Source organism: Bdellovibrio bacteriovorus, assembly GCF_041888015.1.
GTDB lineage: Bacteria > Bdellovibrionota > Bdellovibrionia > Bdellovibrionales > Bdellovibrionaceae > Bdellovibrio.
On sequence record NZ_CP168968.1, the window covers coordinates 537,502 to 552,839 of the forward strand.

At 48.2% G+C, this 15,338-nt stretch carries 16 protein-coding genes; 15 read left to right on the forward strand and 1 reads right to left on the reverse strand.

What is annotated here, in order from left to right; translation table 11 throughout:
- Positions 1–36: 36 nt before the first annotated feature.
- The 14 genes from ACES2G_RS02680 to ACES2G_RS02745 all read left to right on the forward strand — a co-directional run bounded on the left by ACES2G_RS02680 (position 37) and on the right by ACES2G_RS02745 (position 12,974).
- The gene (locus tag ACES2G_RS02680) at positions 37–414 is read left to right on the forward strand and encodes a hypothetical protein (protein ID WP_347356216.1); all 378 of its coding nucleotides are present in this window, start codon (positions 37–39) and stop codon (positions 412–414) included.
- Between the two features lie 197 nt (positions 415–611).
- The gene (gene fliD, locus ACES2G_RS02685) at positions 612–1,955 is read left to right on the forward strand and encodes a flagellar filament capping protein FliD (protein WP_374001252.1); all 1,344 of its coding nucleotides are present in this window, start codon (positions 612–614) and stop codon (positions 1,953–1,955) included.
- 39 nt (positions 1,956–1,994) lie between these two features.
- A complete protein-coding gene (gene fliS / locus ACES2G_RS02690) occupies positions 1,995–2,402 on the forward strand; it encodes a flagellar export chaperone FliS (RefSeq protein ID WP_347356220.1) in 408 nt (135 codons plus the stop codon).
- A 23-nt stretch (positions 2,403–2,425) separates the two neighbouring features.
- Positions 2,426–2,851 carry a hypothetical protein gene (locus tag ACES2G_RS02695; RefSeq protein WP_347356222.1) on the forward strand — a complete coding sequence of 142 codons (426 nt, stop codon included), beginning with the start codon at positions 2,426–2,428 and terminating at the stop codon, positions 2,849–2,851.
- 146 nt (positions 2,852–2,997) lie between these two features.
- Positions 2,998–4,044 (forward strand): tetratricopeptide repeat protein, encoded by a 1,047-nt coding sequence (locus ACES2G_RS02700; RefSeq protein ID WP_347356224.1) that lies wholly within the window; start codon positions 2,998–3,000, stop codon positions 4,042–4,044.
- Position 4,045: 1 nt separating this feature from the next.
- Positions 4,046–4,657: a hypothetical protein gene (locus ACES2G_RS02705; protein ID WP_347356225.1), complete on the forward strand. Its 612-nt coding sequence runs from the start codon at positions 4,046–4,048 to the stop codon at positions 4,655–4,657.
- Positions 4,657–6,219, forward strand: coding sequence for a glycosyltransferase family 9 protein (locus tag ACES2G_RS02710; RefSeq protein WP_374001254.1), 1,563 nt, complete (start codon positions 4,657–4,659; stop codon positions 6,217–6,219). Before ACES2G_RS02705 ends, ACES2G_RS02710 begins: the two co-directional genes overlap by 1 nt.
- A 56-nt stretch (positions 6,220–6,275) precedes the next feature.
- On the forward strand, positions 6,276–7,730 hold the full coding sequence (locus tag ACES2G_RS02715; RefSeq protein ID WP_347356229.1) for a glycosyltransferase family 9 protein: 1,455 nt from the start codon (positions 6,276–6,278) through the stop codon (positions 7,728–7,730).
- Positions 7,717–8,400, forward strand: a complete 684-nt coding sequence (locus ACES2G_RS02720; RefSeq protein ID WP_347356231.1) for a hypothetical protein — start codon at positions 7,717–7,719, stop codon at positions 8,398–8,400. Before ACES2G_RS02715 ends, ACES2G_RS02720 begins: the two co-directional genes overlap by 14 nt.
- Positions 8,321–10,357 carry an ATP-binding protein gene (locus tag ACES2G_RS02725; protein ID WP_374001256.1) on the forward strand — a complete coding sequence of 679 codons (2,037 nt, stop codon included), beginning with the start codon at positions 8,321–8,323 and terminating at the stop codon, positions 10,355–10,357. The genes ACES2G_RS02720 and ACES2G_RS02725 overlap by 80 nt, the downstream gene beginning before the upstream one ends.
- Positions 10,354–10,707: a response regulator gene (locus ACES2G_RS02730; protein WP_347358976.1), complete on the forward strand. Its 354-nt coding sequence runs from the start codon at positions 10,354–10,356 to the stop codon at positions 10,705–10,707. The genes ACES2G_RS02725 and ACES2G_RS02730 overlap by 4 nt, the downstream gene beginning before the upstream one ends.
- A complete protein-coding gene (gene rsmD, locus ACES2G_RS02735; RefSeq protein WP_347358977.1) occupies positions 10,704–11,285 on the forward strand; it encodes a 16S rRNA (guanine(966)-N(2))-methyltransferase RsmD in 582 nt (193 codons plus the stop codon). Before ACES2G_RS02730 ends, rsmD begins: the two co-directional genes overlap by 4 nt.
- On the forward strand, positions 11,278–11,757 hold the full coding sequence (gene coaD / locus ACES2G_RS02740) for a pantetheine-phosphate adenylyltransferase (RefSeq protein WP_347358978.1): 480 nt from the start codon (positions 11,278–11,280) through the stop codon (positions 11,755–11,757). Before rsmD ends, coaD begins: the two co-directional genes overlap by 8 nt.
- A 14-nt stretch (positions 11,758–11,771) precedes the next feature.
- Positions 11,772–12,974 (forward strand): pyridoxal phosphate-dependent aminotransferase, encoded by a 1,203-nt coding sequence (locus ACES2G_RS02745; protein ID WP_347358979.1) that lies wholly within the window; start codon positions 11,772–11,774, stop codon positions 12,972–12,974.
- A 72-nt stretch (positions 12,975–13,046) separates the two neighbouring features.
- Here ACES2G_RS02745 and ACES2G_RS02750 read toward each other — a convergent pair whose 3' ends face one another.
- Positions 13,047–14,264, reverse strand: coding sequence for a hypothetical protein (locus ACES2G_RS02750; protein ID WP_374001258.1), 1,218 nt, complete (start codon positions 14,262–14,264; stop codon positions 13,047–13,049).
- A 161-nt stretch (positions 14,265–14,425) separates the two neighbouring features.
- Here ACES2G_RS02750 and ACES2G_RS02755 point away from each other — a divergent pair, with 161 nt between their 5' ends.
- Positions 14,426–15,337, forward strand: a complete 912-nt coding sequence (locus tag ACES2G_RS02755; RefSeq protein WP_347358981.1) for a DUF2802 domain-containing protein — start codon at positions 14,426–14,428, stop codon at positions 15,335–15,337.
- Position 15,338 lies beyond the last annotated feature (1 nt).

The following is a 15,338-nucleotide window of genomic DNA, read 5'->3' on the forward strand; positions in this document are numbered from 1 at the left end:
CTTTTGGGGGTGGAGGAATGTGCCGATAAGATGGGCATGAATATCAAGGGACTGATCTCTAACATTTTACCGAATAACGAGGTTCGAAGTGTCGAAACCATCGGTAAAACTATCAAGTCCGATTCCACTCATGATCGTGATGCCAATGGGCAAGAGCAATATCAGAGTCAAGAGCAGCCTCAGCGCGAGCCGATGACAGAGGAACAGCTCGAGAAATCCATGGAGCATCTTCGCAATCTTCCAGCGATGAAAGAACACAAGTGGAGTGTGGAGCTTGAGGTGACTGAAAGTGGAAGATTTGTTCTGGTGAAGGACAACCTTGGTACTTTGATTCGCCGTATTCCTGAGTTGGAGCTGTGGACGTTGCCGACCGATGACTCTCCAAGAGGACAGTTGCTTAAGCGTTCTGCTTAAGTTTTCATTTTATAAAGTGCATTTGATTCCCGGATGGAGGTCCAGCAAAAAGGCCTGCCGTCAAAATCCCTGCCGCGTATAATTCATTAGAGCCCTGAAAGCCTTGCTACTGGCCTTTCCTAGAGACATTTAATTGACTCACGGTCACTGAATCATTTTGACACAATGGATTCATGGCAGGATTCCGAATTACAGGCATGGCCTCTGGGCTACCACCAAATATCGTCGAGCAGCTGATGGATGCTGAGCGGATTCCTGTGAAGCAAATGGAAGTCGGTCGTGCAAAGCAAGAGGACAAGCTTAAGCTGGTGCAGGATCTGGAAACCAAGGTGAATGATATCACCAAAAACTTGGGGGAACTGACTTCCACAAGCGGCTTCATCGACAAAAAGTTTCTAAGTGGCGACACCAATGTGGTGGATGGCCAGGTCGATCCACAAACTGCAATTCCCGGGGACTATGCGATCGAGGTGGTTCAGTTGGCGCAAAAGCCGGCGGCGATCTCGAACGGCTTCCCGGATAAAAATGAAACTCAGATGGGGACTGGATACATCAAATTCCAAACTCCAGAAGGAACAAAGGAAGTCTATATCAATGGCAACAGTTCCACTTTGGAAGGGGTTGCCAAACAGATCAACGCTTCCAATACAGGGCTGAAGGCACAGGTGCTGGAAGACCGTAAGGATTCAGAGAATCCGTTTAAGCTTCTGGTATCAGGGTTGGCACCAGGATCTGACAATCAGGTCAGCTTTCCAAAAATCTATCTTTTGGATGGTGATCAGGACATGTACTTCGATGAGTCCCGCAAGGCTCAGAATGCGAAGATCAAGGTCGATGGCTTTGAAATTGAACTTCCGGACAACAAATCCACGGATTTGGTGCCAGGTGTGGCTTTGGACTTCAAGTCGGCAGCTCCGGGCCGCGAGATTCGTCTTTCCGTGAAAGAGAATCTTGAGGTCATTAGCGGCAAAATTAAAAGCTTCGTTGATGCTTACAATGCGGCTTTGGAATTTATCCAGAAGCAAAACAAGCTTCAGGCAGGAAATGGAAAAAATCCGGCACTGGGTCCTTTGGGCGGTGACGGGATGTTGCGCTCGATTGAAAACAGTCTGCGACGTGTGATCTTGAATCCACAAATGGGCGTTGAGTCGCCGATTCGTCGTGTGGGTGAGCTGGGGATCGAGTTCAACAGAAACGGTACGCTGAACTTTTCTCAGGACAAGTTCAACAAGGTGTTGCAGGCCAATCCGCAGGGAGTGGCGGCATTCTTACGCGGGGACGGGTTTGCGACCGGGTTTGTATCCACGGTGAAGCGCGAGATCGGGAATCTGGTCAACGGACAGTTCGGGACTATCTCCAACCGGAAGCGCGGATTGGAAGATCGTATCAAACAGGTGAACAACCGTATTGAGACGAAAGAGCGCCAACTGGAAAGAAAAGAAGACAGTCTCAGACGTAAGTTTGCGGATCTGGAACAAAAGATGTCTGCACTTAATGCGCAGCAGGCGAAGTTCGCGGCAATGGCGCAACCACAGGGTTAAGAACGTTGAGTATTGAATAGGAAGATGAAGTGAGGGGCTATGAATAAGAACGCATATCAGAAGTACAAAACAACTTCCGTACAAAGCGCCAGCCGCGAAAAAATTCTGCTGATGCTTTATGAAGGTGCCATTAAGTTCACGAAGCTGGCGATCAAGGCCGCCGAAGAAAAAAAGATTGCCGATCGGGGCATGAATATCGGGCGTGCTTTTGACATCATTATGGAACTGAACAACACCCTGGATCACAAGGTCGGTGGTGAAGTCGCCAATCAACTGGAACAGCTCTATATGTTCATGATGGAGCAATACACTAAGGCCAATATTTCCGGCAGCCCAGAGCCTCTCAAAGAGAATCTGAAGCTTCTCAACACTCTTTATGATGGTTGGGTTCAAGCCGTGGAAAAGATTAAGCAAGAAACCAACAATTCAGACAAAAAAGCGGGTTAAGAATGAGTCACTGTGGAGGGGACATGACCAGAATCATCACGTTGTTGAACGAAAAGAATCACTACCTCGAGAAATTCTACTCTTTGAATGAAGTAGAACTGGCGAATTTTGCCCAAGGGCAGTTCGACAATCTGGAGTACTTCTATCAAACCCGCGACAGAATTCTGGATGTTCTGAAGTATGTGGATGCACAGATTGAAAAAGCCCATGATGAAATGGGGATGGAAGCCGTGATTCCAGAGGGCCAACGCCGCGAGGCGAAAGAAGCTCTGGCGATCAAGGATGAATACGTGGCCCGTATCATTGAGCAGGATATTCAGGTCCTGGCTTGCATTGAAATGGCCAAGAACTCTATTATCCGCGAATTGCAGGAGGTCCGCCGCAGCCGTAAAGCTGTTGGTGGTTACAAGACCAAGACCTTCAATCAGCGTCTGGATGAAGAGGTCTAGGAAAAAAATTCCTGACAAAAACATGACGGCAGGTTCAGCCAAAGAGTCAAACAACTGGCTGAGTCTGCCTCAGAATCAATTAAAGCACAAAGCACCCTTTGGCATCTGTGTTGCTCCTTCAATTCTGCGCGAGGAGATCACGTCAGATGTTGGAAAATCAGATCGTTCAAAAGTCCAGTGAAATTTCTGGTATCAATTCAAATCCTGAAAGTTATCAGGAGGCACCTAAAATTTATTTTGATCCGCAACAGGCTATTGCCGATTTCGAAGCGGAAGTGTCTGAAGTCAAAGAAGTAAAAATTGTCGATGAACGTGTTGCTAGGTTCATTCGTAATGCTCAAGTGCTGATGAAGCACCGTGAGTATCCTTTGGCCATGAATCTTCTGAGAGAAGCCTCTAATAAGGATTCCAAGAACCCGGCGACTTTAACAATGCTGGCAAGCTGCCTGGACAAGATGTCCCGTGGTTCTGAGTCTTTGATTGTGCGTAAGACTTTGGCGGAAGTGGACTATGGCTTTGAAAGTCTGCATGGCTATGCAACGGCTCTATATAAAGCGGGTCGTGATCAGGAAGCTTTGGATAAGTACTACGAGGCTTTGGCTATTCTGACAGAAGAATCTTCGACTTTGTTTGAGACTTACAAAAACATGGGAAATATCTTCGTGCGCCAAGGGGATTTCGATGGTGCGGAAGAATACTACAATAAAGCTTATACCTTGAATCCTCAATCCGACGTGCTGCTGGTAAATTTCGGCACATTGGAAGTTCAGCGCAATGACTACGACAAATCTTTGTTCTGTTTCCGCAAAGCCGTCGAGATCAATCCAGAGAACGACAAAGCTTGGGTGGGTCTTGCCATGGTACACAGTCAGTTCGGTGATATTGAACTGGCGTGGGCAAATATTGAATCTGCCATTGATATCAATCCACAAAACAGAACAGCGGTTCATCTGGCGGCTAACTGGGGACTGCGTGATGGTAAGTTACAAAAAGCCATCGAGGCGCTTCAGGGTTATCTTGCCAGTGTGGAAGAAGATGAGGATATGTCCCTGGTTTTGATCAACCTGCTGTGCAGTGCTGGTCAGGTGGATCAGGCTTTGCTTGAGATGGAACGTGTTCTTCTTTGGAATCCGGATCATCAGGAAGTTCGCAATTTGAAAAAGAAAATTATCGCATCACAGAAGGTTGCCTAACATGTCAATGATCACATTTTCTGAGAACCATGAGTCTTCATTGATTGCTTTTGAAGAAGGTCAGGCGTTGGCCTCTATGCATGATCCTCGTGGAGAGGGTCTGAAATGGGCTTACTCATTAGGTGTTCTGCCTGCAGAACATGTCATCGTCGTGGGTTTGGGCGCTGGCTTCCATATCGCCGCTTTGGCTGACGTGGACCCTGATGTGCGTATTACTGTGGTTGAATCACGAGAGTCTTTGATTCCAGTATTCCGTTCGCAGTTCCCTGAACTGGAAGATCGCGTGGAAATCCGCGTGGTTCAGGATGCTCAGGAACTTTTCAAGTCCGAACTTTTCCAGGAGATCCTGAATCATCGTTCGTTCGTGTTGTCGTTCCATGAATGTTGGGGGCAGCAATCTGATTTCTTTGCAGAGTTGTTCTCTCACCTGACAGGGCGTTCTCTGGAATCTCTGAAGTATCACTTTCAGGAATTCGGTATCAATATGAAGGCGTTGTATAATTTGCCACGCCATAACCTGTCCATTAACGAAATCGCCCCTATGGTAGAGGCATCGACAATGGCAGATAATAAAAAACAGATCTTCCGTGTGCTCGGTGAGCTGGTGAAATAATGAAAATTCTGGTTCTTTCCCTTTTACGGCTTGGTGATATCATCCAGCAGGAACCTCTTCTGCGCGCTTTGCGGGAAAAGTATCCTGAGGCCCAGATTCACCTGTTGGTGAATCGTCAGTTTGCACAAGTTGAAAAACTGATGCACGGACTGGTGGATCGCTATATTCATTTTGATCGTGAAATGATTCAGCGAGGCCTGGGGGAAAGTGGATTCAATATCATGTGGTCCTTCACGCAGGTGCAGGAATTGGTGAACTCACTGAATGCCGAACGCTATGATTTGGCATTAAACTTCACTCACAATAAACTTAGCGGCTATCTTTTGGGAGCTTTGGAAGTTCCGCAAAAGAAGGGTCTTTATCATGCCGAGGGGCGCTTCCGGGGGTTGGATAACCGCTGGATTCGCTATTTCAACGAACGCTTTTCCGGATCACAGAAGTCGCTTTTTCATTACGTGGAACTTCTTGGCAGTTCATTCGATTTGCCGGTTCAGCCGCAGGCCAAAGGCGAAAAGAAGAGGAGCAAACGAATCCTGTTCCAGTGTCTGACCAGCAACGAGAAAAAGAACTGGGGGCTGGAGCACTTTGCCCAGTTGAAAAGAACCATTGAAGTGTCCTTGGTGGACTATAAGGTTCAGATTCTGGGGGCCTCTTTTGAAAAGGAAACCTTGCTGCAGGCATTTGCTGAAAAAGATCTTCTGATTTGTGATCTCAATGAGGCTCGCCGTCATTTGCAGGAATCGGCCCTTCTGGTGACTGGAGATACAAGTATCAAGCATTTGGCAGCTCAATTGGGGACGCCTATTGTAGAGCTGGTTTTAGGAAGCAGCGATGCGACCAAAACCGGAGCTTTCGTGCAAGGGGCCCGCATTCTGACGACGCAAGTGCCATGCGCGCCGTGTGGTTATTCGTCGGCTTGTTCTCAACCCAGTCATTTATGTGCTCAGGATATTTCGGTGGAAAAAGTGTTTGAATCCATCTGGGATGAGCTGAGTGATGAAAAACTGCACATGCAGCAGTTTGGCGAGTCATTGGAAAAGGCCACATGGAAAACATATCTCGATCAGGGCAAGACATCATTATTGACTGTCATGCAGGGTTTATTGCTGGAGCAGCCTAAAAAAGGTTCTGGCGAAATACTCAGTCACTTTGCTGAACGCACAGCTTTGTATCAGCAATGGCAGCAAAGAATTGAAGCGGCTTTGCCTTCCAGAGAATTGATGTCGCAAAAACAATCAGTCCAAGCGTCGGAAATGGCGGACCTGGTTTTGGTAGCGCAGGAAATTGTACGCTCCAAAAAAGACGAAGCCGGATATTTCCAGGGCTTTGTGGAGGCGTTAATCGCTCGTTATACTCAACCGGTGCAGATCGTGGACCGTGTGCAGACCGCTTTGCAGGAGCAAGGCGAGTTATTGACTATTCGTGAAAATATTTACCGTCACTTGCAATCTCTCTCCAGGGAAGGAGCGTACTATGCAAAAGGAATTGGACAATTACCTATCAGCGGCTTTGAAGAAGCTGGAAAAAGCATCCAGCGAAATCCTGAAAACGCAGAGCTATAGTAAAGAAGCTGAAAAAATCCAAATGCTCAAAGAGCTTGTGAAGGAACAGATTAAAAATGAAAATACTCGTTCTGCAACTCGCTAGACTGGGTGATATTTATATGACGTGGCCTGCTTTGCAGGGTCTGCGTCGTATGTATCCTCATGCGGAAATTCATTTGCTGACACGCCCTCGATTTGAAGGGGCCTTGGTGGGTCTTAAAGCCGTGGATCGTCACTGGTCTTTGCCCTCGGGTGAGATATTGACCCCTCTGGTGCAGACTGAGCCGGATATTGAATCCTCATTGGCTGAGATGGATCGTTTTGTTTCTGAACTGAAGGCTGAAGGTTTTGATCGTATTATCAACTTCACGTTTTCACCTTTTTCCAGCTACTTGACCCATGCTGTTTCTGAATTGCATACCGAAGTGCAGGGCTATACACGCTTTAAGGACGGCAGTTTGTGTCTGGCTGACGAAGTCAGTGCTTATTTTTACTCTCAGGTGGGGTTGGATAAGCCCAATCGCGTTCATGTGGCGGACGTGATGGCGTCGATGATTGAACTTCAGTACACAGAGTCGGACTGGAGCCTTTCTGAAGTTCCTGAGTGTGCATTGACGCTGCCTGAGCGCTATCTGGTTTTGCATGTCGGGGCCAGTGATGCCAATAAAGCTCTTTCCGCGGAAGCTTGGGTGCGCACACTTCGTCAACTGGCGAAGCAGTTCGCCGAGTTGCCGATCGTACTGATCGGTTCTGCTGGCGAAGCTCCGGTGGCGTTGCAGATCGAGTCCGAGGTGACAGAGCTTCAGTTTGTGAATCTGGCGGGTCGTACACAGATGTCAGATCTGTTTGCGATTCTCAAGAATGCGGAATTGCTGATTGGCTGTGACAGTGCACCTATTCACATGGCTTCACTTACGGACACACCGACCTTGAACGTCAGCGTCGGGCCGGTGAATTTCTGGGAGACGGGTCCGAAAGCAAGTTTGGGCTTTATCTATCGTGCTGAAAATCAGGAAACGATTGTTCCGGAACAAGTGGGATCGGCCATTGCAAATCTTTTGGCGGGCCATGTGACTCCGGGTCTGATTGTGCGTACAGGTGGGCTTGTGAGCTATGCTCGGGAAGAGTCTGCGGCCGAGAGCTTCCAATGGGGGCTGGTTCAGGCGCTTTATCTGGGTGGGAACTTCCCCATGGCTGAACGCATGGAAATCGTGCAGGGGGCTATGAAACTCAATGATATCAATGATTTTGCGATGGAGCAGCTGGGGCTGTTGCCGACGTTAGGGGTGGAGAAGGTGGCTCCGTTCCTGGATAGCGCTGAAGAAGTTATTTCAAATATTAGCCGAATGGTTCCGGAATTGAGTCCTTTAGTAAGCTGGTATCATGCGGAAAGAATCCGTATTGCTCCCGGCACGCTCGAGGAAATCCGTACCGCAACTTTGAATGTGCATGAGCGTCTGAAACGCCATCTTCATGTATACATTCCGCATGAGGCACTCAAGGAAGAGGTAGGCAATGGAGCGGTTTAAAGTTAGCGGAGAGGATCTGCGCAATTTTTATCAAGAGAACATTCCTTTGGCCAAGGTTTTTAGCGATATCGAGCAGGATCTAAGGCACACCAATCAGGTTGTGTGTCGGTATATCGTTAACGGTCTTGAGATCGCAGAAGCAGACGAAGCTCGTTTTTCCACTGTGACGCTGGAGCAGATCGAGACGCTGGAGTATCTGACTGAAAACAGTCGTGATCTGACCGCACTGGTTTTGCGTGGTTGGATGGAGGCTTTGCCGGAGCTGATGCAAAGAACTGAGAATCTGGCTAAGCGCATGCGCGTTCAGGGGCTGAGTGGTCTATTGAAGCCCATTCACGATTTGGTTCAGAATTGTGAATTCCTGATCGACAGTGCCATGACGATCAAAGAAACCATGGGAGATCAGTTCCTAGGGGGAAGTCCAGTTCGTTGGGAAAAGACGGAAGCTGAAAGTAAAAGAACGGTTCTGGAGGCTTTGCGCGCTTTGGAAAATAAGGATTTTGTTCTTTTAGCGGATGTCCTGGAGTATGATTTGAACAATGTTCTTCAGATGTGGCTGGACCACTTGAGAGTGTTGGAGAAATCACTGAATGGCGAATACTCAGGGTCTTATTTCGATTCCGAACAAGCTGGATCCAATCCTGTGGGTCGGAAACGTATCGCCAATTAGGCTGCCTCACTTCTTCCCGTTTCAAAAGCGGGAGGTGGAGATTGTCTTCAGAGCCTCCACCAGCGAGGCTCTTCCTCTTTTGCAAACTCGGCGTTTTTCCTCGATCTTAGTCCAGGGTTCTTCTGACAGCGAGTCCTTGGAATTTCTGTATAAGGCCCGCACGCTTCAGCCAATGGCTCCTCGTTTATTGATTGCGGAGGATCTGAATGAGCAGGAAGTGCGCGAGGGCATCAATAAAGCCCAGGTGTATCGCTTTATGCGCTGGCCATTGTCTGAGCATGAAATCTGGGAGCAATTGGAGCTGGCATTACAGCGCCATTCGATGTTCCTGTCCCGTTCGTTGCTGCTTAAGGAATCTTCGCATCAGAACAAGCAGCTTGAAGCCCTGACACATTCGTTAGAGGCCATGGTCGAAGAAAGAACTCAGTACATCGAGATGTCCCACCACGAAGAAAGTGAGAAGCTGAATCGTGAGAGGCAACTGATTCGTTTTATCAAAGATCTGGCAACGCAGACCTCTTTTGAGGATATTCTGGCAATTTTACGAAAAGAATTGCGCAAGTTCCATAAGATGGGTGACCCGATATTGTCGTTCCGCCTTGGTGGCGCGAAAACTTTCTTTTTGAGTTTCCAATCCGGGCATTTTACCCAGACAGAGTCGACCAGCTATTTTGAGTTTCCCAAGATGGCTCAGATGCCTAGCCCCGAACTGACTCGTTATTTTGCCAATCATTTCGGAAGACCTTTTATTAAAGCCTACGTCGTTCCCTTTGAATTGCGTCTGACCAGTCATCTGACCAGCGGGCAGGGGGAAGCTATCTTGTGCATCGAAAACTCTTTGAACGACAAAGAGATGGGTCCCTTCGTGGACTTCATGAGTGACCGAGTGCGCCCTTTAAGTATGGCGCTGGATCGTGTTCTTTTGGAAAGTCAGTTGTCGGGGTTTTCTTATCGTTGGGAAAAAACCTTCGATGGTATGCGCGATCCGATTGCGATCGTGGATATTGACTACAACGTCGTTCGGGCCAATCGCAAGTTCAGTGACCGTTTCATGCATCATAAATGTCATGAAAGCTTTGCTCACCGTAAGGCTGCCTGTGAAGGCTGTCCAGTGCCTCAAGCTTTGAAAGAAGGGGCCCCGGCGGCAGGACAGATTCAGGTGGATGGAAGAATTTATCAGGTCCACAGTTATCCGGTTCTTTTGGATCAAAGCACAAGGCCCACCAATGTTGTGAATCAGTATGTGGATATCACTCAGTCCCGGGAATTGTACTTGCGAATGTTGCAAAGTGAAAAGATGGGGGCCATCGGGATGCTGGCGGGAAACATCGCCCATGAGCTGAATAATCCCCTGACGGGACTACGGTCCTTGTCTCAGGTCCTTTTGCAGGAGGCCGAACAGGGCAGTAATTTGCATTCTGATCTGGTGGAAATTGAAAAAGCCACGGCCCGCTCGCAAAGAATTATTAAAAATCTTCTGGATTTTTCCAAAGGCGAAGATCAGCCGTCAGAGTATATCAGTGTTGATGAAGTGGTTGAAAGAACCTTGCCGATGTTGAAGTCGGCTTTGCGAACTCATCGTTTGGAAGTGGATCTGGAAACTTTGGGGCAGACGGTTTTTGTAGAGCCTCATCTGTTGCAACAGGTTGTGTTTAATCTGATTAACAACTCCTGTCAGGCGATGAAAGAAACGGGACGCCTGAGTGTGAGAACCCGTCACGATCAGGGCCGTATTTATTTGGAGATCGAAGACACCGGACCGGGGATTCCAGAGGATATTCGCCGACGCATTTTTGAGCCCTTCTTTACGACAAAAAAAGAGGGACATGGTACGGGTCTTGGGTTAAGTATGTCTAAGTCAGTCATCGAAAAATTCGGCGGAACTATTGAGTTCCGCAACGTAGAGCCGCACGGTACTTGTTTTGTGATTGTGCTGCCGCAAAGGAATGCGCCGTGAAGATTTTGATTGTGGATGATGAGGTTTTGGTTCGCCGTTCTTTGAGTCGTGCCTTGAAAGGCAAGGGCCATGATGTCGTTGAAGCTGTGGACGGCAATGAAGGTCTGCAGTTATGGCAGAACTCAAATCCGGATTTGGTTTTTCTGGATGTTCTGATGCCGGGACGAACAGGCCCTGAAGTTTTAAAAGAAATGCGGGAGCAGTCTGAAGCCAAGGTGATTCTGATGTCCGCTTTTGCGGGCGAGCATAACATGGAGACGGCTTTGCAAATGGGAGCCAATCTTTTTGTGCCAAAACCATTTGAAGATATTTTTGCCGTCGTGAAGATGGCCGAGGATTTGGAAAAATGAGAATTATTGCGGGGAAATATCGTGGACATCAGTTGGTCTCTTTCAATGCAGACCATATCCGCCCCACAACTGATCGCGTAAAAGAGACTTTATTTAATAAGCTTCAATTTGAAATTGAAGGTTCACGTGTTGCAGATCTTTTCTGTGGAACCGGGAACCTGGGGATAGAAGCCTTGTCGCGCGGTGCAGAGTTTTGCACGTTCGTGGAGAAAAATCCCAAGTCTTTGGCGATCACTCGGCAGAATTTTGAAAAACTGCGAGTTCCCGCCTCAGATTACAAAATCATAAATATGGAAGTAATTGCCTTTTTGAAATCATATTCAGGAGAGGCATTTGACATTATTTTTGCCGACCCTCCATTTACAGAAAAAATGGCCCATGCCGTTATGGAAGCGGCGGGTGTGAGTGCCGCCTTTGGCCCGACGACGTTGCTGGCCATTGAATCTCAGGCCAAAGAGAGAATGGAAGACCGCTACGGCGCAGTGGTTCGTTACAGCAAGAAAGAATATGGCGACAAGATTTTGAGTATGTTCTGTCATGAAAGCGCTTTGCAGCAGGAAGAGGAAAACCATGAGTAGAATTGCTGTTTATCCCGGAAGCTTTGATCCGATCACTATGGGGCATGTGGATATCATCAACCGTATTTCGCCTTTGTATGATCAGGTGATCGTTTTAGTTGCGCAATCTTCCCAGAAGCAGAGCATGTTCACTGGCGAAGAACGTAAACAGTTGATAGAAAAATCCTTGTCCCACTTGAAGAATGTCAAAGTGGATGTCTTTGGCGGTTTGACGGTGGAATACATGAAAACGGTCAAGGCACAGGTGATTGTGCGGGGCTTGCGTGCGGTGGTGGATTTCGAGTACGAGATGACCATGGCCAACATGAACCGTAAGCTGGCACCGGACTTTGAAACCATGCTGGTTTTTGCCAGCCCTGAGTACTATTACATTTCTTCACGTGGTGTGAAGGAAGTGGCCATTAACGGTGGCGCATTGAAGGACCTGGTTCCTGACGTTGTTATCGAAGCAATGAATGCAAAATTGAAATAATAAAGGAGTGGGTCTTGATCCAGCTTTCAAAAAGAGCACAAAATCTGAAGCCGTCCCCAACGCTTTTCTTGGTGGCTAAAGCCAAAGAGCTGGCGGCCCAAGGCCATGATGTGATCTCTTTGACTGTTGGAGAACCGGATTGGCCTACGTTCGCCGGTCCGGCCCAGGCAGGCATTGAGGCCATTCAAAAAGGTATCACCAAATACACTCCGGCCAACGGCACCGTAGAGCTTCGTAAAGAAATTGCGCAAAAGATGAAAAGCGAGCTGGGTTTTGAATATTCGGCAAAAGAAGTTACTGTGGCTTCCGGCGCGAAGTACATTATCTTTTCAGCCTTGCAGATGATCTGTTCGCCAGGCGACGAAGTGGTGATTGCAACTCCTTATTGGGTCAGCTATCCGGCCATGGTAGAGCTGGCTGACGGGGTTCCGCATATTGTTGAGTGTGGTGAAAAGGAGAATTTTAAAATCACTCCTGAAAAATTGGAAGCCGCTATCAATGCCAAAACCAAAGGCTTCTTGTTCTGTTCACCCAGCAATCCCACCGGATTGCAGTATTCTGCTGAAGAGCTTAAGGCCCTGGCAGAGGTGCTGAGGAAGCACCCGCAAGTGGTGATCATTTCTGATGATATCTACAATCGCCTGGTTTTTGATGGCAGCACGGTGGCGCCGCATCTTCTGACCGTGGCGCCGGATCTGAAGGATCGTTGTGTGCTGGTGAATGGGGGATCTAAAGCCTATTCCATGACGGGGTGGAGAATCGGCTGGGCCGTGGGACCAGAGCGTCTGATTACGGCCATGGCGGATTATCAAAGCCAAAGCACAGGATCACCTTCCAGTATTTCGCAGCATGCTTTGTTGGAGGGGCTCAAGGCGTCCGAGGCGGATATCAGGGAAGTGGTGAAAAAACTGGTGGCCCGCAAAAACAGCGGATTGAAAGAATTGGAAACAGTTCCTGGCTTTAAAACGGCAGAACCGCAGGGAGCTTTCTATTTCTGGGTGGATATTCGTGCTTGTCTGGGGAAAACCTACCAGGACCGGGTGATCCGAACCTCTAAGGACTTCTGTGCTGTTCTGCTGGAGAAGTTCTATGTGGCGACTGTTCCGGGTGCGGAGTTCGGCACGGAAGGATACATGCGCCTGAGTTTTGCGGTTTCAGAGGAAACCATGAAAAGAGGCATCGCTCGTATGAAAGACTTTGTCGGGCAGTTGGTTTAGCAAGATCATTTTTGGAAAATAAAAAAGGCGTTGATCTCTCAACGCCTTTTTCTTTTTACGATATCAATTAATTCAGAACAGATTACGGAAGAAGGACATAATGCGAGCAAAGAATCCTTCTTCTTTCAGTGGGACCACTTTCCCGCCTACGGAGCTTGGAGCGCGGTTGTCAGAACACTGATAAGTCACATCAATGGTCTTGCCAGCAGGAACCGGAGTGCTGAAGATCAGGTTCATCCCTTCGATGCGGGATTCAACCACACCAATGCTTGGAGTGATAGTGACATTCACTGCGCCGACGGGAGCACATTCCAAAGGAATGGAGCTTAAAGAGTCTTTGATCTTATCCACGAACAGATTCAGGTTCGTGGAGTAGTCGCTGTCACAGATACTTCCGATACCGCCACCAGTCAGGTTGGACAGTTCTGCGTATTTAAAGCCATAGTGGCTTTTCGCAGAGCCTGTATCCTGAGTTTGCTTACAGGCGGAATCGCCTGGTTTTACAATGATCGAGTTCACAGTGAAACGGCGGTCCGCGCCCATAATCTGGCGGACATAGTCGACAAACACTTGAGGTTTGTCTTCATTTTCGAGAGGTTTTAACTCGCCCGTATAAACCTGCTGGGAGGCATCGCCGCCGATACTGCGTTCGTCTTCGTCAGAAATAATGATAAAGGCAATCGCTGAGTCCGAACGATAGCAACCATTGTTGCCGGAGGCTCTGTAGTCGCCATTGTAAACGTGGTGATAAGCCGACTTGATCGCGCGCTCGTCATCAGAGCCCTGCCAGCCGGCATCGATGTATTCCATCGTGTGAACGAAGACATTATTTAGATCCGAAGTACTGGTCTTTTTAAGTACCAGCCCCATGCTGTAGCTTTCTGTGGCGCTGTTCTGCCAGAAGATGGAAGCACCCCAGGCGCTTGCAGTTGCGCTTACAGGAAGAGCACGAGTCACCGTCGCACACATCTGCCAGTCGATATTGGAAGCCTGAAGTTTGTTGACGAAGGAGGAGAGCTTCGCCGCCAGCTTCAAGTTGTCCGGTTTCATCGAGTTGGAGTCATCGACAATCAGGATGATATCCAGTTTATTATCAGTAGCCTGCACTTGATTGGAGTAGTGAACATCTCTGAGTGGAATGTTCGGAGTCGGGGTTGGTGAAACTCCGGTTCCATCAGTATCCACATCATCAGTAGATGGCGCAGAAAATTTTACAGGTCCACAGGCGGATAGGGCTAACACCAGCAACAATGAGGTCCAACGAACCCCATGCCATCTTTTCAACGACATAATACAAACTCCCCTTTGTTGCATAATAACACACTGGAATTTCTGTCCCAAAGCGATCTGGGGTCTAGGTCCTGCTTTGATACATTTAGGACCTAGGTCTCATTGTGAGACGGAGCGAGGCCATCTAAACTAAAGGAGTGCTGTAGCCGGGGAGGCGATGGGTGAGCTTTTGGGTGTTACTACAAATTCTGATGAACTTGATTCTTTTGGCCGGTGTGGTCGGTCTGTGGGTGCGCTTAAATCGTCCTCCTAAAGATGATCCGCGCTTGAGCAAAGGCCTGCAGCTTCTGCAAAGTAAGATTGCCGTTTTAGAGGATCTGTCAGATCGCACGGAAACTCAGGTGAATCAACTGACAGCCCTGCTTGAACAAAAGGTCAAAGATATCCAGTCGAAGATCCAAGCGGCAGATAAACAAATCGGTAAAATCGAACAGAATATGCAAAAGAGTCTGGAAGTGGCCAAGATCTTCCAGGACCGCATCCCGCACACCGAAATCATCGAACGTCAGAATACCGTGAAATACGTCAAAGCCGCGCGTATGGCCCATCAGGGAATGAGCGTGGATGAAATCGCCAGCGAAGTGGATTTGTCCCGTGGCGAGATTGAATTCATTGCAAAAGTAAATCGTGACCAACTGATGTTCTGTGAAGACAGTCTTCCAGAGTGGGCGAACGAAGAAGCTCAAGAGGAAGCGACTTCTTCTGACCTGAGCGATGTGGATAACATCAGCTTTATGGCCCCCCTGCAAAAAGAGATTCCCATCGAGATCAGCACAGCCTTTGAGGTTCCCAAAACCGATAAAGAAGCTTTGAAAAAGCTGGGTGATGCTTTCAAGGCCGCTTGCGAGGAAGTCGAAGCGGAAGAAAAAGCGGCTCAGCAGACGGCGAACAATGTATCAGCTCTGTTCAATGTGACTCAAAATATCGCGCAGACCTTTTTGAGTGAAAAGCCGACTCCGGCAACTCCGACGGCTGCGACAGTGGCGACTCATAAACCGGTTCAGTATATCGGTGAACCTGAAATCCGTCCGGTGCAGTTCCGTCGTATTGATCTGACCAAGGATATGGACTAGC

Coding starts and splice junctions, on each gene's coding strand:
- ACES2G_RS02705 (WP_347356225.1), top strand. CDS start 4,046: ATGTCAATGATCACATTTTCTGAGAACCATGAGTCTTCATTGATTGCT.
- fliD (WP_374001252.1), top strand. CDS start 612: ATGGCCTCTGGGCTACCACCAAATATCGTCGAGCAGCTGATGGATGCT.
- ACES2G_RS02680 (WP_347356216.1), top strand. CDS start 37: ATGAATATCAAGGGACTGATCTCTAACATTTTACCGAATAACGAGGTT.
- rsmD (WP_347358977.1), top strand. CDS start 10,704: ATGAGAATTATTGCGGGGAAATATCGTGGACATCAGTTGGTCTCTTTC.
- ACES2G_RS02715 (WP_347356229.1), top strand. CDS start 6,276: ATGAAAATACTCGTTCTGCAACTCGCTAGACTGGGTGATATTTATATG.
- ACES2G_RS02720 (WP_347356231.1), top strand. CDS start 7,717: ATGGAGCGGTTTAAAGTTAGCGGAGAGGATCTGCGCAATTTTTATCAA.
- coaD (WP_347358978.1), top strand. CDS start 11,278: ATGAGTAGAATTGCTGTTTATCCCGGAAGCTTTGATCCGATCACTATG.
- ACES2G_RS02710 (WP_374001254.1), top strand. CDS start 4,657: ATGAAAATTCTGGTTCTTTCCCTTTTACGGCTTGGTGATATCATCCAG.
- ACES2G_RS02695 (WP_347356222.1), top strand. CDS start 2,426: ATGACCAGAATCATCACGTTGTTGAACGAAAAGAATCACTACCTCGAG.
- fliS (WP_347356220.1), top strand. CDS start 1,995: ATGAATAAGAACGCATATCAGAAGTACAAAACAACTTCCGTACAAAGC.
- ACES2G_RS02725 (WP_374001256.1), top strand. CDS start 8,321: ATGGCGAATACTCAGGGTCTTATTTCGATTCCGAACAAGCTGGATCCA.
- ACES2G_RS02700 (WP_347356224.1), top strand. CDS start 2,998: ATGTTGGAAAATCAGATCGTTCAAAAGTCCAGTGAAATTTCTGGTATC.
- ACES2G_RS02750 (WP_374001258.1), bottom strand. CDS start 14,264: ATGTCGTTGAAAAGATGGCATGGGGTTCGTTGGACCTCATTGTTGCTG.